Origin of the sequence: Weissella thailandensis (assembly GCF_001932615.1) — a bacterium.
In the GTDB taxonomy this organism is placed as follows: domain Bacteria; phylum Bacillota; class Bacilli; order Lactobacillales; family Lactobacillaceae; genus Weissella; species Weissella thailandensis.
In genome coordinates this window covers 1,195,765-1,217,337 of the sequence record NZ_CP014332.1, presented here as the reverse complement: position 1 = coordinate 1,217,337, position 21,573 = coordinate 1,195,765, and the positions used below count along the sequence as shown (strand labels likewise).

24 protein-coding genes are annotated in these 21,573 nt (G+C 36.2%); 19 read left to right on the top strand and 5 right to left on the bottom strand.

Features of this window, described 5'->3' with window-relative positions; genetic code table 11:
* Positions 1-135 precede the first annotated feature (135 nt).
* The 3 genes from FOL01_RS06000 to FOL01_RS05990 all read left to right on the top strand — a co-directional run bounded on the left by FOL01_RS06000 (position 136) and on the right by FOL01_RS05990 (position 3,570).
* Positions 136-1,548: an amino acid permease gene (locus FOL01_RS06000; protein WP_075269798.1), complete on the top strand. Its 1,413-nt coding sequence runs from the start codon at positions 136-138 to the stop codon at positions 1,546-1,548.
* A gap of 17 nt (positions 1,549-1,565) precedes the next feature.
* A complete protein-coding gene (locus tag FOL01_RS05995; protein ID WP_075269797.1) occupies positions 1,566-1,994 on the top strand; it encodes a universal stress protein in 429 nt (142 codons plus the stop codon).
* A 175-nt stretch (positions 1,995-2,169) separates the two neighbouring features.
* Complete coding sequence (locus FOL01_RS05990) at positions 2,170-3,570, top strand: flavocytochrome c (protein WP_075269796.1); 1,401 nt, start codon at positions 2,170-2,172, stop codon at positions 3,568-3,570.
* Between the two features lie 74 nt (positions 3,571-3,644).
* Here the strand turns inward: FOL01_RS05990 and FOL01_RS05985 are convergent, their stop codons facing one another.
* Positions 3,645-4,403: an NADP-dependent (R)-specific alcohol dehydrogenase gene (locus FOL01_RS05985; protein WP_075269795.1), complete on the bottom strand. Its 759-nt coding sequence runs from the start codon at positions 4,401-4,403 to the stop codon at positions 3,645-3,647.
* A gap of 372 nt (positions 4,404-4,775) precedes the next feature.
* On the opposite strand from FOL01_RS05985, the gene FOL01_RS05980 reads away from it, so the two are divergent.
* The 4 genes from FOL01_RS05980 to FOL01_RS05965 all read left to right on the top strand — a co-directional run bounded on the left by FOL01_RS05980 (position 4,776) and on the right by FOL01_RS05965 (position 8,867).
* Positions 4,776-5,792, top strand: coding sequence for a zinc-dependent alcohol dehydrogenase family protein (locus tag FOL01_RS05980; RefSeq protein ID WP_075269794.1), 1,017 nt, complete (start codon positions 4,776-4,778; stop codon positions 5,790-5,792).
* A 2-nt stretch (positions 5,793-5,794) separates the two neighbouring features.
* The gene (locus FOL01_RS05975) at positions 5,795-6,529 is read left to right on the top strand and encodes a DUF6198 family protein (RefSeq protein ID WP_075269793.1); all 735 of its coding nucleotides are present in this window, start codon (positions 5,795-5,797) and stop codon (positions 6,527-6,529) included.
* 17 nt (positions 6,530-6,546) lie between these two features.
* Entirely contained in the window at positions 6,547-6,930 is a 384-nt protein-coding gene (locus FOL01_RS05970; protein WP_075269792.1) for a VOC family protein, read from the top strand.
* Between the two features lie 194 nt (positions 6,931-7,124).
* Positions 7,125-8,867 carry an ABC transporter permease/substrate binding protein gene (locus tag FOL01_RS05965; protein ID WP_075269791.1) on the top strand — a complete coding sequence of 581 codons (1,743 nt, stop codon included), beginning with the start codon at positions 7,125-7,127 and terminating at the stop codon, positions 8,865-8,867.
* A 96-nt stretch (positions 8,868-8,963) separates the two neighbouring features.
* Here FOL01_RS05965 and FOL01_RS05960 read toward each other — a convergent pair whose 3' ends face one another.
* From FOL01_RS05960 to FOL01_RS05950, 3 genes are all read right to left on the bottom strand, one after another.
* A complete protein-coding gene (locus FOL01_RS05960; protein ID WP_156834999.1) occupies positions 8,964-10,649 on the bottom strand; it encodes an Aq_aa27 family P-loop NTPase in 1,686 nt (561 codons plus the stop codon).
* A 134-nt stretch (positions 10,650-10,783) separates the two neighbouring features.
* Positions 10,784-11,032 (bottom strand): hypothetical protein, encoded by a 249-nt coding sequence (locus FOL01_RS05955; RefSeq protein ID WP_075269789.1) that lies wholly within the window; start codon positions 11,030-11,032, stop codon positions 10,784-10,786.
* 367 nt (positions 11,033-11,399) lie between these two features.
* On the bottom strand, positions 11,400-11,900 hold the full coding sequence (locus tag FOL01_RS05950) for a DoxX family membrane protein (RefSeq protein ID WP_075269788.1): 501 nt from the start codon (positions 11,898-11,900) through the stop codon (positions 11,400-11,402).
* Between the two features lie 483 nt (positions 11,901-12,383).
* Between FOL01_RS05950 and FOL01_RS05945 the strand changes: the two genes are divergently transcribed.
* The 3 genes from FOL01_RS05945 (at position 12,384) to FOL01_RS05930 (ending at position 14,821) form a co-directional block, all read left to right on the top strand.
* Positions 12,384-12,863: a hypothetical protein gene (locus tag FOL01_RS05945; protein ID WP_156834998.1), complete on the top strand. Its 480-nt coding sequence runs from the start codon at positions 12,384-12,386 to the stop codon at positions 12,861-12,863.
* 533 nt (positions 12,864-13,396) lie between these two features.
* A complete protein-coding gene (locus tag FOL01_RS05940; protein ID WP_075269786.1) occupies positions 13,397-13,750 on the top strand; it encodes a Rossmann-fold NAD(P)-binding domain-containing protein in 354 nt (117 codons plus the stop codon).
* 210 nt (positions 13,751-13,960) lie between these two features.
* Positions 13,961-14,821 (top strand): SDR family NAD(P)-dependent oxidoreductase, encoded by an 861-nt coding sequence (locus FOL01_RS05930; RefSeq protein WP_075269785.1) that lies wholly within the window; start codon positions 13,961-13,963, stop codon positions 14,819-14,821.
* Between the two features lie 362 nt (positions 14,822-15,183).
* On the opposite strand, the gene FOL01_RS11080 is transcribed toward FOL01_RS05930, so the two are convergent.
* On the bottom strand, positions 15,184-15,354 hold the full coding sequence (locus tag FOL01_RS11080) for a hypothetical protein (RefSeq protein ID WP_207649832.1): 171 nt from the start codon (positions 15,352-15,354) through the stop codon (positions 15,184-15,186).
* Between the two features lie 324 nt (positions 15,355-15,678).
* On the opposite strand from FOL01_RS11080, the gene FOL01_RS05925 reads away from it, so the two are divergent.
* The 9 genes from FOL01_RS05925 to FOL01_RS05885 all read left to right on the top strand — a co-directional run bounded on the left by FOL01_RS05925 (position 15,679) and on the right by FOL01_RS05885 (position 21,571).
* A complete protein-coding gene (locus FOL01_RS05925) occupies positions 15,679-16,134 on the top strand; it encodes a helix-turn-helix transcriptional regulator (RefSeq protein ID WP_075269784.1) in 456 nt (151 codons plus the stop codon).
* A 569-nt stretch (positions 16,135-16,703) separates the two neighbouring features.
* Positions 16,704-16,946 carry a helix-turn-helix domain-containing protein gene (locus tag FOL01_RS05920; RefSeq protein WP_075269783.1) on the top strand — a complete coding sequence of 81 codons (243 nt, stop codon included), beginning with the start codon at positions 16,704-16,706 and terminating at the stop codon, positions 16,944-16,946.
* A gap of 842 nt (positions 16,947-17,788) precedes the next feature.
* Complete coding sequence (locus tag FOL01_RS05915) at positions 17,789-18,070, top strand: hypothetical protein (protein WP_075269782.1); 282 nt, start codon at positions 17,789-17,791, stop codon at positions 18,068-18,070.
* Positions 18,071-18,075: 5 nt separating this feature from the next.
* A complete protein-coding gene (locus FOL01_RS05910) occupies positions 18,076-18,303 on the top strand; it encodes a hypothetical protein (protein WP_075269781.1) in 228 nt (75 codons plus the stop codon).
* Positions 18,304-18,322: 19 nt separating this feature from the next.
* Positions 18,323-18,670, top strand: coding sequence for a hypothetical protein (locus FOL01_RS05905; RefSeq protein ID WP_075269780.1), 348 nt, complete (start codon positions 18,323-18,325; stop codon positions 18,668-18,670).
* Between the two features lie 23 nt (positions 18,671-18,693).
* Positions 18,694-19,125, top strand: coding sequence for a single-stranded DNA-binding protein (locus FOL01_RS05900; protein ID WP_075269779.1), 432 nt, complete (start codon positions 18,694-18,696; stop codon positions 19,123-19,125).
* 9 nt (positions 19,126-19,134) lie between these two features.
* Positions 19,135-20,154 (top strand): hypothetical protein, encoded by a 1,020-nt coding sequence (locus FOL01_RS05895; RefSeq protein ID WP_075269778.1) that lies wholly within the window; start codon positions 19,135-19,137, stop codon positions 20,152-20,154.
* Between the two features lie 309 nt (positions 20,155-20,463).
* A complete protein-coding gene (locus FOL01_RS05890; protein WP_075269777.1) occupies positions 20,464-20,772 on the top strand; it encodes a hypothetical protein in 309 nt (102 codons plus the stop codon).
* A 61-nt stretch (positions 20,773-20,833) separates the two neighbouring features.
* Positions 20,834-21,571 (top strand): DNA/RNA non-specific endonuclease, encoded by a 738-nt coding sequence (locus FOL01_RS05885; RefSeq protein WP_207649831.1) that lies wholly within the window; start codon positions 20,834-20,836, stop codon positions 21,569-21,571.
* The last annotated feature ends 2 nt before the right edge of the window (positions 21,572-21,573 follow it).

Genomic DNA, 21,573 nt, shown 5'->3' with positions numbered 1-21,573 from the left:
TTCGTTAAAATAATGAAAATACGCAAATTTGTCATGAAAGCATCACTTTATTTGATTGATCGATGGTGCTTTTTATTTACAAATATTTTCCGTGGTGATAGAATCATTAAAATCAAATGAGAAAGGAAAAGAATTATGTCATCATTATTTCGAAAGAAAGATATTAATAGACTAACGGAAAATGCTTCGCCGTTAAAAAGAACCTTACATACTTGGGATCTGACCTTTTTAGGGATTGGAGCCATCATTGGTACAGGAATCTTTGTTTTAACTGGTAAAGGAGCTTTGACCGCTGGTCCAGCTTTGTCTGTATCGTTTTTAATTGCTGCTATCTGTTGTGGTTTTGCTGGTTTATGTTACGCTGAATTTGCCTCAATGGCGCCCGTAGCTGGTTCTGCCTATACTTATTCATATATTGCATTTGGTGAAATTATTGCGTTTATTATGGGGTGGGATTTGATACTTGAGTACGCCCTCGGAGCTGCAACGGTTTCAGTTGGATGGTCTGGGTACTTTGTTAATCTATTAGATAATATGGGTATCCATATACCAACGGCTCTAACTGCTGCTGCCGGAACGACGCCGGGTGTTCAGACCTTTTTTAATCTGCCAGCGTTTGTTATTGTTTTAATCATTACATGGATTATTTCGGTGGGGATTACGCAAACCAAGCGAGTTAATGATACGATGGTCATCATTAAGTTAGCAGTGATTGTTTTATTCGTTGTCTGCACGGTTTGGTTCATCAAACCTGAAAACTGGCAGCCGTTTAGTCCATTCGGTCTTTATTCGCATACTGACGGGGTGGCAACCGGAATTATTCCCGCAGCATCGATTGTTTTCTTCTCATTTATCGGTTTTGATTCAGTTTCTTCAAGTGCTGAGGAAACGGTTAATCCTAGCAAGACGTTACCAAGAGGTATTCTATATTCACTACTAATTTCAACAGTCCTTTACATTATCATGACATTAATTATGACGGGTGTTGTGAAGTACACTGTATTTTCAAAATATTTGAATGCTCCTATTTTGGCTATTTTGGCCAAGACAGGGCAAACATGGCTATCAATTATTGTTAGCTTGGGAGCTATTCTCGGTATGACAACTGTTATTTTGGTTCAGCTTTATGGGCAATCACGTATCAGTTATTCAATGGCGCGAGATGGTCTTTTCCCAGAATTCTTTGGTCACGTTGATGAAAAACACCAAACACCGTTTAAAGGAACGTGGTTCTTTGGTATTATCACTGCTTTAGCTGGTGGATTCATTAACTTAAATATTTTGTCAGAATTGGTCAACATTGGAACATTAACAGCATTTATCTTAGTATCTGCAGGTATTATGATTATGCGTCGTACAAAGCCTAACTTACATCGAGGTTTTAAGGCTCCTTGGGTGCCAGTCACACCGGTCATTGCCATTGTCTTTTGTGTTGTTTTGATTGCTGGTTTGAATTGGGAAACATGGTTGCGTTTCCTCGTTTGGTTGGCTCTTGGAATGGTGCTATACTTTGGTTATGGTAAACGTCATGCTGACACAAAGTTTTAAAAGCAAGGAGAAAACAAATGACCTATAAAAGTATTTTAGTTGGCTTAGATGGTTCTGACCAAGCAAAGCGTGCCTTTGCAACGGGGCTTTCCTTAGCAAAAGTTTTGTCTGCTGACCTGCATCTTGCATGGGTGGTTAGTCGTGATCGTGGCATGGATGCATCGTTTGGTGTTAACGAAGATTTTTATCAAGATATGGCAGAACGGGTTGATCAAAAAATGACGCCATATATTAAAAAGGCGCGAGAAGAAGGCGTTGAAGTTGTTGGTCATACTGTCGTTGGTAATATTAAAATGGTATTAACGAAAGATTTGCCTGAAGAAAATAATATTGACTTGATTATCGTCGGTAAGACAGGTGCTAATGCCCTTGAAAAGATGCTGCAAGGATCACATAGTGGTTATATCGTTGGCCATTCTAATTGTGATGTCTTAGTCGTTGAGTAATAGATGAAATGAACAGTTTTAAATGAAGTAGAGGTTGGAACAAAAGTAGATGCTCCAACCTCTACCTTTTTTATTATTGTAAAACGATTAACTATTATTTGAGGGTTAAAACTAACAGATAGGTGTGCTATTATTTGTGAAACATATAATTAAGTCTTGAGGTGGGAGTAAAGTAATGGCAAAATTTGTTTTTCCAGTAACAAATATTAACGATTTAAAAGAGAGCTATGATTTAATCGTGGTTGGTTCAGGGGCAGCAGGTATGACGGCAGCAATTCAGGCACAAGAATTAGGTTTGCATGTTGCTATTTTTGAAAAACTAAATACTTTGGGTGGTAATTCTAATCGTGCATCAACTGGTATGAATGCTACGGAAACTGTGGTGCAATTGGCAAATCATGTGATTGATGACCAGGACAGTTTCTATGAAGATACATGGCAAGGTGGTGGCAAAACTAATGATCAAGAATTGTTATCATATTTTGTGACTCATTCTGAATCAGCAATCAATTGGTTAGAAAAACACGATATTCATTTAACAGATTTAACAGCCACTGGTGGCATGTCACAAAAAAGAGCTCATCGACCCGATAATAAGTCAGCTGTTGGAAGTTACTTGGTGAAAGGTCTACAAAAACAATTATTGACTAAAAAAATACCTTTGTTTTCAGAAACGACGGCTATTAAGATTATGAAACAAGGCGAACAGGTGATTGGTTTAAAAATTAATAACCGTGAGATTGGTGAAAAAACTATTGCAACTAAAGCTGTTTTAATTGCAACCGGAGGCTTTTCACAAAATAAAAACATGTTGAAGGAATATGCCCCTGAATTATTACAGTTGAAAACCACCAACCACCCAGGGGCTACAGGTGATGGCATGAAGTTAGCTGTTGCGGCAGGCGCAACGTTGGTTGATATGCATAAAATTCAAGTGCATCCAACGGTACAACAAGATACGAATCATGTTTATTTGATTGGTGAGGGTGTGCGTGGTGAAGGCGCTATTTTGGTAAATCAAACCGGGCAACGATTTGTTAATGAAATGACGACACGTGACAAAGTAACAGCTGCTATTGATAACTTACAAGAAGACGGGGCGACACTGGTTTTTGATCAAGGTATTCGAGACGCATTTCCAGCGATTAACTTTTATGATGCGGTTGGACTTGTGATGACGGCTGAAAACTTAACGGATTTGGCTAAGAAGGCGCACTTGGATAGTGAGAAATTGGTCGCCACTGTTGCGAAGTGGAATGATAGCCAGGTAAAGGGAATCGATGCAGACTTTGGGCGTGAAACTGCCATGGCACGTAGCTTGGCTTTACCACCTTATTATGCGATTCATATCAAACCAGCGATTCATTACACAATGGGGGGCATTAAAATAAATAAATTGACAGAAACCCTTAACGAAACTGGTGATAAGGTTAGTGGATTATATGCCGCTGGTGAGGTTGCCGGCGGATTGCACGGAGATAATCGTATTGGTGGTAATTCAATTGCTGAAGCCGTTATTTTTGGACGGCAAGCTGGTAAACAAGTAGCAAAATATATAGATGAAATGAACGAGTAAGACAAAAATATCGGGGTCAGAACAAAAGGTATTGTTTTGACCCCGATATTTATTTTTATTTTTTAAGATGAATGCTATTGAGCGGTATAACCACCATCAACAACGAATTCTGATCCTGTCGCAAACTTTGATTCATTTGAAGCTAAGAACACACACATATAAGCAATGTCGTCTGGATCTCCCAAATGTCCCATTGGTGTCTTAGAACGTTGTGACATGATTTCAACCATCCCATCGGCGTTCTCAACCATTGGTGTTTTGATATATCCTGGGTGAACTGAGTTGATGCGAATATCATAATCTTTCAGTGCACAGTCAACAGCTGCTGACTTAGACATTAGTCGAACGGCTCCCTTTGAGGCGTTATAAGCACCTAGATTAGAATCACCAACAAATCCTTCAATTGATGACATATTTATAATAGATGCACCAAGATCTTTATTTTTCATGCGTTGGATAGCTAGGCGAGTACCAAAGAAGACACCATCCAAGTTAACAGACATGACCTTGCGCCATTCTTCAGTTGTCGTATTCTCAATACTATTATCCACGGCAATACCAGCATTATTAACTAATGTTGAAACAGGTCCAAATGCTTTTTCGGTTTGATCAAATAAATCTACCCAACCATCTTCATCAGATGAATCATGTTGAATGAAACGAATAACGTCGGGTGTACCAATCTTTTTTGCAGCATCTTCCCCAACTTGCGCACGACGACCAGTGATAACGACTTTAGCACTTTCTTGCACGAATCTATTGGCAATCGACCAACCAATTCCTACAGAACCACCAGTAACAATTGCAACTTTACCTTTCAAACGCTCGCTCATTTTTAAATACCCCAAAGTTTTTATAATATGTGTATATGTGAATTATATCACAAAAATGATGCGTTTAAAGGATTTTTTGTTAAATGTTTTTTGTAAAAAGGGGTTATTATCCACTTATTTTCGGATGTCATACGATTTTTCGAGCCTTTTTAATTGTTCATAAAATCACTATTTATTTTTTTAATCATAGAGAGTATACTAAAAAACCGTAAGCGGTTATGTAAAGACTTAACCGATATATATATTGTGTAAATGTTAAGTTTTTTTGTTAAATATAACTAATATGTATTTACAAAAAGAAGGCTTGCGACTATTCGCGTAAACGTTTACAATATTGGCGAGGGTTATTTTTTATATAAAGGAGATTTTATCATGGAAGCACTTGTTTTAACTGGCAAGAAAGAGTTGAACGTTAAGGACATTGATCGTCCAGAGGTTTTGCCTAATGAAGTATTGGTTCATACGGCATTTGCCGGTATTTGTGGAACTGATCATGCATTATATGCAGGATTACCCGGGTCTGCAGATGCTGTGCCACCAATCGTGTTAGGACATGAGAATTCGGGAGTCGTTGCAGAAGTTGGGGATGCAGTCACTAATGTTAAAGTAGGGGACCGGGTGACCGTTGATCCTAATATTTATTGTGGACAATGCAAGTACTGTCGAACAGGCCGTCCCGAATTATGTGAGAACTTATCAGCAGTTGGTGTCACTCGTGATGGTGGCTTTGAAGAATATTTCACAGCTCCTGCATCAGTTGTATATCCAATTCCAGATAACGTATCGTTGAAATCAGCTTCTGTTGTAGAGCCAATTTCATGTGCAGTACACGGTATTAAGTTATTAAAGTTATCACCATACCAAAAGGCATTAGTTATTGGGGATGGCTTCATGGGTGAACTATTTGTTCAAATCTTACAAGCTTATGGTATTCACCAAGTGGATTTGGCCGGTATTGTTGATGAAAAATTGACCATGAATAAATCAAAGTTTGGGGTTAAAAACACATTTAATACTAATAATGGTGATCAAATTCCTGCGGAAGAATACGATGTTGTTATTGAAGCAGTTGGTATGCCACAAACACAGGAAGAAGCCATTGCGTCAGCTGCTCGTGGTGCCCAAGTACTGATGTTTGGGGTAGGTGGTCCAGATGCAACATTTGAAATGAACACTTATGAAATTTTCCAAAAGCAATTAACAATTCAAGGATCATTTATCAACCCAAATAGTTTTGAAGATTCACTAGCATTGCTATCATCAGGAAAGCTGAATGTTGAAGCCTTAATGTCACATGAGCTCGATTACAAGACCGTTGATGATTTCGTTAATGGTAAATTGGGCGTTGTATCAAAGGCAGTTGTTAAAGTTGGCGGTGAAGAGGCATAAAAATGGAAAATGTGGGGGATAAAAAGGCGCAGAGAAGCCTATCTATGAGTTCTTCAATTGCTTATTTTATAATTTCCCTAATCTTTAACTCTTTTGGGAATGTGTTGACCTTAGTCACATCAGCTCATGTTCATCCATCTTTTCTTGGATCAGCTTATTGGACAGCTGGTGAAGCTAATTTAGGTAATGCAATTTTAGGGGACAACTCATTAGCATTGTTTTGGGCGTTTTTAGTCTTAGGTATGTTGGTTTCATTTTTAAATGCCTTACTAATGAAGCAACTTGATTGGAAACGAATCTTTGGTAATTTTATTTTCATGTTGCCGTTCTCAATCTTCATTCAATGGTTTTCTAATATTTTTAACCAAATCATGCCAGATGCAACGACATTGCCAATGGTTATTTTGTACACATTGATCAATTTTATTGGGGTTGGCTTTATTGCCACGGCAATCTCGATTTATCAACGAGTAAACTTAGTGTTGCATCCTGCTGATGACTTGATGCAAATTCTACGATTTAAATATTTCAAGGGGTCAGCATTTAAAGCAATGTGGGCATCTTATATCCCACCAACCATCTTTGCATTGATTGCATTTATTATTACTTTCCCTTCACTTTATAATTTTGGGATTGGAACATTATTTGCCTTTCTTTTCCAGGGTGGTATAACAGGCCTTGCTGATCGTTATGTATTTCGAAATCTAAAACATCAAGCAGTTGATGTGGGTAACTAAATTTAAAGGAGTTAAAGATGGCTTTTGCGGATTATTATTCAGGCTTACAACATGTTGGTATTCCAGCTTCATCATTGCAAGCATCAGAACGCTTTTGGGAAAAACTAGGATTTGAAAAAGTTGGAGATTTCCCGGCTGGTAATGTTATTTTTATGCAACGTGAGAACCTGGTGATTGAAACTTGGACTGGTGATGAAATAGTTGGCAAGCCGGGTGCAATCAATCATATTTCGATGGATACTTCAAACGCTGATGCTGCATTTATTGCTGCCAAGGATGAAGGATTATCATTGCTTAGTGATGAAGTACAAAAACTGCCATTCTGGGATAAAGGTATTAAATTTTTTAATGTACAAGGACCAGATGGGGTAATCGTTGAATTTTGTGAAATAGTCAAATAGTAAGAATATTTTTGAAAAAGGTCGGGACATGATGTTCCGGCCTTTATTTTTGAAAAACAGGTGTCCAGAAAAACATTAATATGAAATTAAAAAATATTATATTTGACTAAAGTGACAACTTTATGTTTATAATTAAGTTGTCACTTTTTAAAGGAGCTTGATTTTTACTAAACAAGCAGGAGGAGAAGTATAATATGTTTGTTTTAGCAAATTTAATACCAAAAATACCATTTGGTCCTTGGGTCGATAGTGGTGTTGATTGGTTAACAAAGCATTTAAGCGGATTATTTGATGCTATTCAAAATGGTGGAAATGTCGTGATGGATACCATGACTAATGCATTAACGGGTATTCCAACTTGGTTATTCATCATCGGATTGACCATTTTTACTGCTTTAATGTTTGGTAAAAAGTGGGGGTTCCCACTCTTCACGTTTATTGGATTGATAATTGTTGAGAACCAAGACTTGTGGTCAAACATGATGAACACATTTACGTTGGTTTTGATGGCAAGTTTGATTTCAGTTATTATTGGTGTGCCATTAGGTATTTGGATGGCTAAGAATGACGTTGTTAATAAAATCGTGCAACCGATTTTGGACTTTATGCAGACAATGCCAGCGTTCGTTTATTTGATTCCTGCGGTAGCCTTTTTTGGAATTGGTGTGGTACCAGGTGTATTTGCGTCGGTTATCTTCGCGTTACCACCAACAGTTCGAATGGCGAATTTAGGAATTCGTCAAGTGCCAACTGATTTAGTTGAAGCAGCTGACTCTTTTGGGTCAACGGGTACGCAGAAGTTATTTAAAATTGAATTACCATTAGCTAAGAAAACCATTTTCTCAGGAATCAATCAAACGTTGATGCTTGCCTTGTCAATGGTTGTGGTCGCATCAATGATTGGTGCACCTGGTCTTGGACGTGGTGTGTTAGCCGCCGTACAGGATGCTGATATTGGTAAGGGATTTGTTAATGGTATCGCATTAGTTATTCTGGCTATTATCATTGATCGATTAACACAAAAGATGAATGAAACGCCTAATCAGAAAACTGATCAGCAATCCGAGCATTCGAAATACCATTGGAAGACTTGGACAGCAATCGTCGTTGCACTTGCAATGATTGGAAGCGGTGTGGCAAACGCAATCACATCTGCAAAATCACAAGAGGAGACGGTGAAGATTGCGACGACACCATGGGATTCAGAGAAGGCTTCAAGTACTGTTCTTGCACAAGCCTTACGTCAACATGGTTATGAAGTTGAAATGACGTCATTAGATAATTCAATTATGTGGCAGTCAATTGCCAATGGACAAGCAGACGTTTCAGTCTCAGCTTGGTTACCAACAACTCATAAGGCACAATATAATAAGTATAAGAGCCAAATTGATATGATGGGACCAAACTTGAAGGGGGCAACCAACGGTCTAACGGTGCCAACTTATATGACTGATGTCAATAGTATTGAAGATTTGCAAGATCAGGCAGGTAAGAAGATTACTGGAATTGAACCTGGTGCTGGTATTTCAAAGATGGCTAAGAATACTATTAAGGACTATGGATTGGACCAAAAGGGTTGGAAGTTATCAGAGTCATCAACGGGAGCTATGACAGTTGCATTGGGTAAGGCCATTAAGGAAAAGAAGCCAATTATCGTAACTGGATGGCAACCACATTGGATGTTCCAAAAGTATGATTTGAAGTATCTAAAAGATCCTAAGAAGACAATGGGTAGTTCAGAAAACATTTATACGATGTCTCGTAAAGGTATGAAGGAAGATAAGCCTGATGCTTATAAGGCTGTCGATAAGTTCCATTGGAGTAAAGATGATATGTCGAGCGTTATGCTAGATATGTCTAATGGAAAGTCAGCTAAACAGGCAGCAAACAAATGGATTAAAGAGCATCAATCAGAAGTGGATGCTTGGTTTAAGTAAATATCCATTCAGTAATAAAACAAATATTTAGGCAAAAAGGAGCCATGTCATTCAAGGTTAATGACATGGCTCCTTTTATATAACGATCGAATAAGTTTAATTTCTTTTCAATCTGCTTAAAAAAGTTCCTTTCAAAAATGGATTGTCCTCACCAATCCACTTAAAGAACGCCGCGCCTTTTAATTCCTGATCAATACTATTATCTGAACTAGCCTTAACCTTGGGTGATAAGGCATTAACATATGCAATGGATGGTTTGGTACCATAACGGTTCACATTTTCATCTAATTTCGACATGCGGTAAAGTAGGCGATCCGTCTTTTTATTATAAACAAAATTTTCTCTGTCATAGTCGAATAACTTGCGCCACTTTTCTTGACCAGATTCATTGGCGTCATCATATCTATCCAAGGGAAAATATTTTGGTATTGGCTCATCGATTTCTTGGTAATATTCTTTAAAAATAGCTCGTGTGAGTGCTAAAAAGTCATTTTTATTACCATTACGATAAGTGTTCCAATTAGTTTTATCATCAGATATCTTTTCAGCGAACCGCAATACAAAATCTTGGAATAGTTCATTATTCGTTTTATCGATAATATCATGGTAGGTTTTTAATGATGCTTCTTTAAAGTCATCATTAAACACAGCGTCATGCTTTAAATAATAGCTTCTACGGCGTGCACGTTCATTTAAGGTATAATCTTCACTATTAGTTGTTGCAATCATTGCCGGGTAACTCGTATGTTGCGTGGCTACATTATTGTTCAGTGTCATCACTAACTCTTCACCACGCTTAACATTGGTAAAAAAATCATTGGGTAACTCATCAACCAACAGAGGTGTGACATTTGCTTCACTCAACCAGTCTTGTAAGATTTTAACCGTATTAGATCCTTTTTGATAATCGTTTTGATAAATTAAATCATAAGCTATAAAATCATCTTGTTTCTGATTAAATTTCACCATTTTCGAAATGACTCTTAAAAGACTTGATTTACCTGAGTTGGCAGCACCACCAATGAATAGAATTTGTGGGATGTCTCGTGATTCTTCGTCATCTGGACGACCACTATTACTTCTAATAATGGAAATGAACGGAGAGCTAAAGGCAAATAAAATAGCTTCATAAATCCGCTGACCATATTCATCTGAATAATCTAGGGTGAATTTATGGTAACTTTCAATTAATTGATCGATAGTATGCAAACTTTCTTTTAATACATCAGGGGAGATACGCTTTCCAAACGGCAATAATCGATTTTTATTTAGCGGATCTACGGTAAAAAGTCCTGACTGGTTATTATTGATATCAATATTGGCGCTACTAAAAGTTAAAAGGGGACGTTTGATAGCTATACCATTGTTATCATTTGCATGGAGTTTAACCGAAAGGACTTTATTAGCTTTCTTTTTTGCCGTTTGTTTCGTTACTAATCTATGATTACCTTTATTCTTGCTAATGATGTTACTCATTAATTCAAAAACCTGATCAGATTTAAGATTGTCGTTTTGTTTGTCTTCAAATTCCTGAGTGCCGGCGATATTTTCGTTATTAATTTGATTGACCAGTTCTCCTGTGTTTTCAGGAATAAGGCCAATCTTCATGTCCTCACGCAAAGTTTGCACCACATCACTTAAATCACTCGTTTGAATATTATCTAAATCATTGGCAGTGAATATTGTTGCAGTGATCAATTTATCTTGTTCCGACAATTTAGAGTCATCACTTATGCGTTGTTGAATAATTTTAAATGTGTTTTTAGAAATGTAATCTGTCAAAATTGGCTCTAAATCATAAAAATAGCGGCGTTGATAGAGGTCGAATAGGGGTGAGTTATCGTAAATCAAAACTTCTTCAAATTGATTGTATTGTGGCTCAAATGCTTGACTAGATAAATTAGCCGACCCAATAATTAAGCGGGTCTCTTTGGTTGTGTCATTGCTAAGTAAATAAAATTTTGAGTGAATAACATTCCCGGGTTTGGGAACTTTAACTTGAATTTTTTATCAATTACTTGTTTTTTAACAGGCGTATCTAATTCGCTAAGAAATTGCAGTGATTCGTTAGTAAGCTTACTTTTAAATGAAGACTTCAAGGTTTGCTTTAGTAATTCATCATTGGTAGCTGCCTGAACCCGTTCTTCGGGAATACCAACAACCATGTTGATACTATCAAAGTTAGATAGGTATTGGTTAATAAATTTTGGTGAGGCAGAGAAGGTTACAGCAGTGAGTTTATTATATTTGGTTGAATCGAAAATATCTTCAATTGCATAATCGACAAGCTCATTATTATAAATAATATTAGTGGTGTTTGCATCAGCTTTCCTCCAGGGTTAGGGCAATGTTTTTTTAGCAGCAATCTACGTACAACAACTGATAGTGAATGATGCCTATAAATATAGTTCATAACCTATAAAAAAATAGGCGGTAAGTGACTGAAAAGCTTTCAATCATTTACCGCCTAGCAAAAGATAAGTTATTTATTTTTTGATATATCTCAATAAATTGTTTAAAACAAGAGATAATCTATTCAACCGATTTCTTTAAAAATGGTAATTTTTCACGCATAAAGGGAACAACCCAACGGTCTAACCCGATTTTTCCAGCGTTAAATCCTGCGACAAGAATAATAAGTTCTAAGAATAATAGCAATGGATTAGTAGAAATCATTCCTGCTAGTAGGTAGTTGAAGTTTAATCCCATAGCAAAGAAAGTAGCTGCAGTTGTTAACGTTCCGAAAATCAAGCCCAAACCGATGAACAATTCACCGTATTCAACCAAGAAATTGAAAACTTCGATATTAGGTTGGACGACTGATTTTAAGAATGAAGTGTAGAAATCATAAGCTGGTTGTCCATTAGCATCCGTAACGGGATTCTTAATTGCCATATCAATCATACTACTTGCTGAGAAGTTTCCAGAAGAAATCTTTCCAAACCCAGACAAAAACCAGACAACACCTACATATAAACGAATGATTGTACTAATCACCATGCTTGTTTTAGATGAACGTAACCATTTAACCATAAAAATACTCCTTTTAAAAAGTAAGTGACCTAAGTGTAGCGAAAAAAATAGAGAATGTCCAGCCTTTGTAATAAAATAATATAGATTGTAATAGGTTTTATAATTACAAATTCAATTATAATGCAATCTTTTGTTCTGGGTTCTTGTTATAAGTAAGACCCGATTGTGTCGGTAGATGTCTATTAATCCATTAATTAACATATCTTCATATAATTTAATGCTTTTTATCTACAAAAATAAAATATATTAATTATAAAAATGTTGTTATTTTGCAAAAAATGTTATTAGGATGTAAAAATAGACATTGAAAATATATGTTGAATATCTTTTATAGTTTATATCTACAAACAATGATGTAATTTATTTGTAAGAGGGACAAACTAAAAAGCATGAAATTTTTGGTTTCATGCTTGCAAAGTACATCGTTGGAATTTATTTTGCCAATGGCGGGAACAACGGTGGAATGTCCGTTGTCTTAACCTCATGTTTGATCGGTGCCTTATTCCTAATATTATAGGAATATCTGGTTGGTACGAAAAGATTATCAACCATCTTTTGGGTGGCACTATCATCACTTGCGTTGGGTTAGGTCACTTACCTAATATGATGAACAGTAATATTTTTCATGCTGCTGGAAATGACTTTGAAAATATCGCTTTAGCTGCTATTCCATCCTCGGTAATTGGTGGTATCGGAGCTGTTGTCTTGGTTATTATCATGCTAAATGGACTAAACACCATTGGTGATTTGAAAACAGCTGGTAATCAAAGTTACATTATTGGTATTCCAATTTCAGTCACAATGGCTTTGGCCTTGTTACCTGATAAATTTAAGGAAGCTGCGCCACAGATGCTACAATATTTAATTGGATCACCAATTGCTGTTGCTGCTATTACAGCAATTGTTTTGAATTTAATTCTAAACCGTAAAAATATGACATCTATTCAAACAGAAGGTGCATAATAGTAAACGAGCGGGAATAAAGACAGTTTCGATTAAATTAAAAAGCAGACAAGCTAAACTGGATATTCGTCAAATTTTATTTATAGAAGAGTTATTTAATTGAATAGATTAAACATTAGGCGGCTGAATTTTTCATAAATTTGGCTGCCTTTTGTGTATAGCTTTGTGAGTAGAAACTATTTGAAAATCGTTGAATGCAATATGTTGTGGTAAATAAAGAATACTTGTGTTTGACGGATGACATTATTTTGCCCAATAGCGTGACAATAAAATGGATCTAAAGAGCTTGTGAATTGAACAGTTTCGCCAAATTAATGGCTTGTTGTAATAATAATCATGAGGTAATGGCAGAAAATGTAGTAACTTTTATTTGATTTTAACTGACTAATTAGTTACTATACACATATGGAAGCAAAAAGTTATTTCACTGATTAGTGAAAATAGAAAACTTAGTATTGCGCTATATTATGGATAACCATGCAGTAAATAGGAATTTTGAAAATAGGGAGAATTAATGGAAAAAGAAGAAATTAATGAGCATAAATTTATTCACCCAGGTGACAGAATTACAAAAGCAAGTTATTAACAACATCACGGTTAACTGCTCACATCCAGGTGCTGTTGGTACTAATTTTGGTCAAGATAGTGATAATGGCTTTTTAAATAATTTAATTTATAAAATTGCTTTACGCTTAATGCCTGCACCTGAGAAAGGAGCGGTGACCAATGTTTATCTTGCTTCATCTGATGAAGTCAAAGGCGTTACAGGTAAATTCTTTAATAATAAAAAACAATATGAGAAACCACAGATTAAAGAACATACACCTGAAAAAGAACAACAGTTGTGGGACTATTGCATGAAGCTTGTTAAGCCATATCTTAAATAAACGACACATAAAAGGTTATTTCTAGTAAAGATAGCAAATATAAGGATAATAATTGAAGATTCCGGCGGGAAGGGAATATTAGTGGTCTATGTGTATTCCTTGCTAGTCGTAAAGCACACTATCTAACCGGTAGGACATTTCATGTTGACGGTGGTAGCACTATCAGTAGTTAAATCGTCGAACAATCAATAATAAAGGAAGGTCATAAAAATGGATAAAAAAATTATTTTAATCACTGGTGCATCTAACGGAATCGGTAAAGTAACAGCTTTAGAGTTGGCAAAAGAAAATTATCAATTAATCATTCATGGTAGGAATTATGAGAGAACCAAGGCAGTTTATGATGAAATTGTTGCATTAGGCAATTCTGACGTCAGCATGATCACGGCCGATTTTTCTTTACTGTCAGAAGTCGCCAAATTTGCTGATAAAGTAAAGTCACAAGTTGATCACTTAGATGTGCTTTATAATAATGCTGGTGGACAATTTGGTGAAGAAAGAGAAGTAACAGCTGAAGGCCATGAAAAAACCTTTGCCATCAATATGCTTGCTCCTTTTTTGCTTACGCAGTTACTTCTGCCATTGTTACAGAAAAGTGATGCTGCACAAATAGTGACACAATCTTCAGAAAGCTATCAACATGCTGAGCCAAAATTGAATGATATTGAACTTGAGAGTCATTATAACTTTAGCGATGCGTACGGTCTATCGAAACTTTACGTTTGGTGGCTAATGCGCGAGTTTGATAAGAGATTAACGGAAAAAAACATTTCTAATGTTACGGTCAATACTGTAGAACCAGGGACGGCGCTATCCACTGGCCTACAAAGAATATCAGGTAAAATTCCTGAAATGAAAAAGTTAATGGATGAATACCAGCAATATTCTTGGTCAATTTCTGACGCAGCTGCAACGGGATTATATGTAATTACTTCGCCAGAAGTAGCAGGTGTTTCTGGAAAGTTCTATGGTAACAAAAAAGAAAAAAATATATCACCTAAATGGTATTCAGAGAGCGGGCAAAAACAAATTTGGGACTACTGTGTTGAAGCCTGTAAACAATATCTATAAAAGTGAGTTAGAAAATTAGGTAACTTTGTAGAATAAGCTATTTTCTAAAATAATCCGAAAAATGTTAAGTTCCCCGGAAGATAATTTTTTACTTCCGGGGTATTTTTATGACTAAATTTTCTATATAGATTAAGCAATTTGATAATTATTTTAGAGAACATTAATTATGTTTGCATTTTTTACGATAGTTCCGTTTTTTGAATATGTTTAAAATGCTTAGTCTAAAAAATACAAGATAACGGATGATTAGATGTTGTAAAGTGTCGGTGATGAATCTATATCTCGGCACATATTATTCAGTTTGAAAACTTTCGGCATGTCCTGTCAGATGAGCTGAAAATAAAACGCCACGGTCGATTGACTTATTCCCAATCATCATCGTTTAACCACTCTGCTAATTTTTCTGGTGTATCTAGATGTTCTGCGGGAACAAACTTCGAATAATCTTGAAGAGCTTTTATATCTTGTTCTCTTTGCTGTTCTTCGGTTGTCTCTTGGTTGTCTTTTCTAATCATTTTAAATAATCCTTCCAAAATCCTAAGTATTATGTAGCTAGATTTTTACATTAACATATAATGCAAAGAGGGTATCAAGGCTATCTTTATGTCAGACACTTTCTAAAATACCCAGATTACTTTGATAATATCATTTTCCGACGATATGATGGGAAAATGACCCACAGATAAGTTTAATGGTTAACTACCTAGTTGTGGAATAATCAAATGTTGTAGTTTATATAAACTACTGGCCTGTGACATATGCTGCAACTATTAGTTGCTACGTGTTGCTACCGTCAGTTTCTTTACGGTTAAGCTTGTTTATATTAAGATGTAAGCATATTAAGGAGAATGGTAACAATGATATTAAGTGAACATCTAAAACAGGAACGAGAAAAACGACATTGGTCGCAGGATCAGTTGGCCAATAAGCTAAATGTTACGAGGCAATCAGTTTCAAAATGGGAAAACAACAAAGGTTTACCAAGCATGGAGATTCTAATTGAGATTAGTGATCTTTTACATATCACAGTAGATGAACTCTTACGAAGTGATGCTGAATTGAAAAAGAAAGTTATTCGTGATAGTAAGCCACTGGCGCATCCCAAATGGAAATTAACTTTTGACATTATTTTAATTGTGGGTGTTTTGTTAATGCTCATTAAATTAATTTTAGCCATTTTGATTAAACTTTTCGATTTTGAATTGACTACATTTGCAGGCATGGGTAGCATACTGAAGAATATTGTGCCACTTGCTCTTATTATCGTTGGATCTATCGGTTCCGAGACATTGAAAAATAAAATTAAGAACTAATAAAAATGTAATTATCTTTTTCAAAAAGAATTGTAAAATAGACTGATTGTAAGGTGTATGTCCCCAGTTAAATCATAACTGCTAGTATACAGATGACAACCAGTCTGTTTTTTGTTTAAAAGGAGTGGGACACTTTTAAAGTCAGTTAATAAGATTAGTGACAGAATTTTTGGAGAATAACAAATGATAATGAGTAATAATAAATGTCGGGCAGGTGGCCAGTTAGTGGCAGCGAGCATAGGTGTAGCTTTATGAGTTAATAGCTACACCTATGCTACATGTAACTGTATCTTCCAAAACAACTGAGAATACAGATACTAAGGTAATCATCTTTTTTATTTTTCTTGTAAAAGTCTAGTTGTATGAACTTTATTCTTAACTATACACAGTACTATAAACGTTGATATAAAGGCGTTTAGAGACGTGTATAGTTTTTTTATTACATTGGTTACAAAATAATGACAGACTGATTTTTAATCAAGTATATAGCTAGTCACCGGACTTAGTTCGGTTAATTTTTTGGTAAGAACTTCCATTATCGATATTAAAGAGTAAGGAGGTGAGAATTAATGGATTATAAAGAAAAAGAAACATTGGGGCAAGCAGTTAAAGCTTGGCGTGCAGATCATCATTATCGCATGGGTGATGCAGCTAATGTAGCAAAAATTCCATATGCAAGCTTTCAACGTATTGAATATGATCAAGGCACACCACGTATAAAAAATTTAGCATTGATTGCTCGAACGTTAGGTATGTCCACGGATGAAGTCATTATGCGTTGGTTTAATGATGACAAACAAAAAGATCAATAACTGAAGATAACATCGCATCTCACAAATGAATGATGTTATCAACCGTTATTGATCTCCCAAAACTTAATAAATACCCTCTGTTGCGATTAGTACTGGTAATACTTTTTAAAACAGAAAGTACAAGTATCATTTTCAAAAAATGAAGAAAATGAGCTGGTTTTAGTGCGACATTTTTTAGCACCGAACCTAACATGTAAATTAGTATAACATACTATAGCATATCATGTGAAGTCATGAATGAAAAGTTCATTACTGAAGGTCATTACTGGTGTATAAGACGTTACTAAGAGCCACAGAGGGGGTATAGTAGCGGTTTTTGACTATACCAAGATGGCTTTTAGGCAGTTACAGAATGCGACGTTGTAACTTGTATGAGCAAACGGGGTTCGCATCGCCCACACGTCGTCAGAAAGGTGCCAGAGAACGTTGTAGCGAACGTTTAAAGTAATGTGGTGTCATTGATAGCTACGGGTGGTGACAACCAGACAAATGCGTCAAAAGGTCAGGGTGGACGTACTGAAAATGGCGTCACACGGCAATCACAATGGCTTCATGGTGCTTAGTTCATAATTCGACCGTTTAACTCGAAATGATGTTGTGATGGTAGCTGGGCAGTGCTGGCTTTAAACGTGTGCCAATTCTTGTAATTGGACGACAAAACAGTGATTTTGAACACTCTGATCGCAGTTAGTGTTTTGTTGGAATAGCTCGCTCAAGGGCGAACTCTCCTAACTAACGCTACGCGTTGTTGATGAGTTGTTAAGCATCAGTCTAATTAATGATTAACTACATGAAGTATGTCGTTTTGTTGTCCAGCAAGTTGGACAGAACGGATAAAGAATATGTTAGAAATTGATAAATTAAAAACGATCGAACGCATAGAGCATCAACCAACAGCGTATGTGTATGTTGCTTTCGATAAGACCTTTTCAACTATTAGAGCTTATGCCGATAAGCAAGCCGATTTACATAAGCAAGTCTTGGCAATGCAAGCACAAAAGGTAGAGATTTTTTGGTTAGGACGATTGTCTAAAGCAGCCTGGGATGATGTGATGCAGCATTGGCAAAAGGGGGTTAGATTGCAAGATTGTATTGTGTTAGAAACAGTGCGTGGGCGGAGGTGAATGAAATGAATTACCAGTACATTGCAGTGGATTGGCAACGACGTCATATCTTATTAAGTGCCGAATCAATGGCGAGTTTAAATCGCTTAATTTTATCTGAAAAAGGGCAAACATTAATTCACCAACAAGCTGTTTGGATATATCGGATTGAAGCAGAAGTATTTGGCAAAGTAGTACAAGAAATTAATCGAACTGGGGTCGCTTTTAGTCAATTAGTACGACCTGATCATTAGGTAATTGTGGAGGTAGGTTATGTGGGAGCAATTAGATTTATTTGATCAGCAGGCAACAGATAATGATAATCATTCTAATGAACACTATTCAGTTTATTATGCATATCGTGTATCAGCACAACGTATTAATCAAACAATTGAATTAGTTCAAATTAATCAGAAAAAATATTTATCGAAGGGACAACTTGTTGAAACTAATCAGCACGAATTGTTAGTTATTGAACGTCGTGTTTTAGCTAAAGAATTAGTCAAGATTGCGCCTGATATTGTTTTGAAAGTGCAGATTAAAGAACAGTTGTTAGAAGAATATTTATTACTGACAATAGCGCAAAGTTGTCAGCAAATAGATGAATTGTTTAATAGTTAAAGTCATGAAAAGGAGAAAAAATCATGCAAACAAATATTCATGTGGGACGTCTGTTAAAAACATTTAATGTGCAAATGGTGGGTGAGAAAAAAGACATTAAAATGGTGCGTTTAGGTTTGGCAGTTAAACGGTATTTGAGCCAGAAATCCCAAACTGATTTCATTTATTATGTGGCGTTTGGTAAGACGGCGGATATGTTATATCAGTATGCCAATAAGCAAGGACTACCACTTGAAGTTCATTTTAATATTCAAAGTCATCACTATGAAACGACCGACGGTCAGCGTAAATATCAAACCACTAATGTGATCACCTCATTCATGTCCTGGTCAACTAATAATCAAGATAAATCTGGTGTGACGGATGATGAACTGGCAGCTGCAAATGACGAAACAGAGGCAGATGTTTTACAAGCATTAGCCGGCCTAGTTGCAGATGATTTAGAAATTAGATAGGAGGTTTTCATGCAGCATGTCAAAGTTAAATATAGTGAAAAACCGTATCTAAAAAAAGGTACTGGTTGGTTCAGTCGTTGGTGGTATCGCAGACGTGTTAAGCATGATAATCGGCAATATAATCACTACGATCAGCAACGCAGAACCGTCACGTTACGTTTCCTAAGTTTACTCGGAATAGCTGCGGCTATTTTGATTTATTCTATGGTAATGCCACGGCCGTCAAGTACTGTTTCAACCAAATTAAATCAAGAGATGGCGTTTGGTAATCAAGGCACTAATGTTGCCTTAACAAAGAAAATTTTTAATGATGAAACGGGACTATTAGAATTACATTTTAAGTTCACCGGGAACGTTGATGATTCGATTACCACAGGCATTAATATGAAACGGTTTAAGTTGTCATTTGCTGGTGATCGGTACATTCAAAATGGGCAATCCGAGTATCATATTGTGGCCACTTCACCTAATACGATGGTCGTTCAATTTGAGAAATTAAAGACTAATTTTCAAGATGTACGCGTTAGTTTTGCAGACAAAACAATTGATACGGAAAGTATCAAAACGGCGGCTAATGATGACGAAAGTGCTGCCAATAAACAAGCCAAAGCAAGTGATCAATTGGCGACAATTATCATTAACAATGATGATAAATTACCAACTAATCAACAACGTAAGGTATTAAGCAAAAAGCAACTAGTTGTGGCCCAAACTTGGACAAATATTCAAGAACATGAACACAATATTAAAGAAAATCGTGCTGCGATTAAAGAGTGGCAAGTAGCCATTAAAGAGCAAACTGAAAACGTGCGGGTAACGCGTCAACAAATGGAAGATATGACTGATAAAGAACGGTCACAAGCTAACGAAACAATTGCGTCTTATGAATCAAAAATGACCGATCTCAAGAAAAATATTAGTGATGCCAAGACTGATATTCAGAGTGAAAAAGACAAAATTACACATTTAGAAAAACAAAAAACCAAGCAACGACATGGGCAACTGAATGTTCCTAAATTAGCGCAATAACTTTTGCGGAATTGCTGCAAAAAATCAGTGATTCCGCAATGTTTTTTTCCTAATGGTTGGTTTAGCTATGGGGTAGCCCTAGGTGTAGCAGTGGGGTATTTAGAGGTGTAGTTATGGGGTAGCCACCGGGGTATTCATGGGGTAGTTTTTAAAAACTGGTGACGTCACAATAAATGCCCGCACAGCGGGACTATGGAACAACGTGACATCATTTCCCCTTAACCTGTTATTTATTATTGATGTACTTGAACTTTAATTTAGGTACGATAAGAAATTTGAATTTTGACTTAACGATGGAGGTTTAATTTAATGGTAAATCGAATTACTATGCGGGACTTATCTGATCATACTTTGAAAATTATTGACGAAGAAGCTGAACGAAATAATATTTCACGAAATGCTTTGTTACAGATTGTGATTGAGAACTTTGCGAATAACTTAGAACAAGCCAATGCTAACGAAATTTTGTTGGAACCTTTGCAAGATGTGACAAAACAATTAAATACGTTAACGCATGCAACAACCGAATCACAAGCAGCTATTTCGCATGATCTAACAGCACTAACCAACAGCATTCGACAAATCATTAAGTACATGTACGACGATACATTTGAATAAAAGGAGAAACAAAATGTATGGTTACCAGCGACGATGGTTGCGTCGATTAATGGTGATAGTAATGACAGTGGTAGCAATCTTAATTTTTGTTAAACGAGATGTTATTTTAGATCATCTTTTTAATCAATTTAGTCAGTCAACAGTTGCACCTAAGACACCGCAAAAAGAGGACCCACAGAAAAAATTAGCCACACAAGATTTTACAAATCAACAAGTGATTGCAGTTAATGATAATCAACCTAACTTTACAACGAATGATTTAAAAACGGACGAAGGACCCTGGCAAAAATTATCTCATCGTGATTGGTTAGGACGACCTAGACAAGCCAATGCGTTGTTGAACAAACAGCAAATGCCAACTACAAAACGCAAAGCATTAACGGTGAAAACACCGGGGTATCATGTCTATCAATTTAAGCAAAATAATCAACAAGTTTATTTATACAATCGGTCACATTTAATTGGTTATCAGCTGACTGGCTTGAACAATGATGTTCGTAATTTAGTGACAGGTACGCGTGCCATGAATGCCATTCATGAACAAGATAATCAAGCCTCAATGGAAACTTATGAGAATCAAATTGCAACTTATTTACGGCAATCATCAAAGCATTATGTTCGTTATCAAGTGACGCCATTATATCGAAACGTTGAACGTATACCACGGGGTATTGAATTGGCTGGTCATTCGATTGGTGATGATGTGATTAAATTTCATGTTTATATTTTCAACAGTCAACCAGGTTGGCAAATTAATTACTATACAGGCACAGCTTTACAACAAAATGAGGAGAAATAATT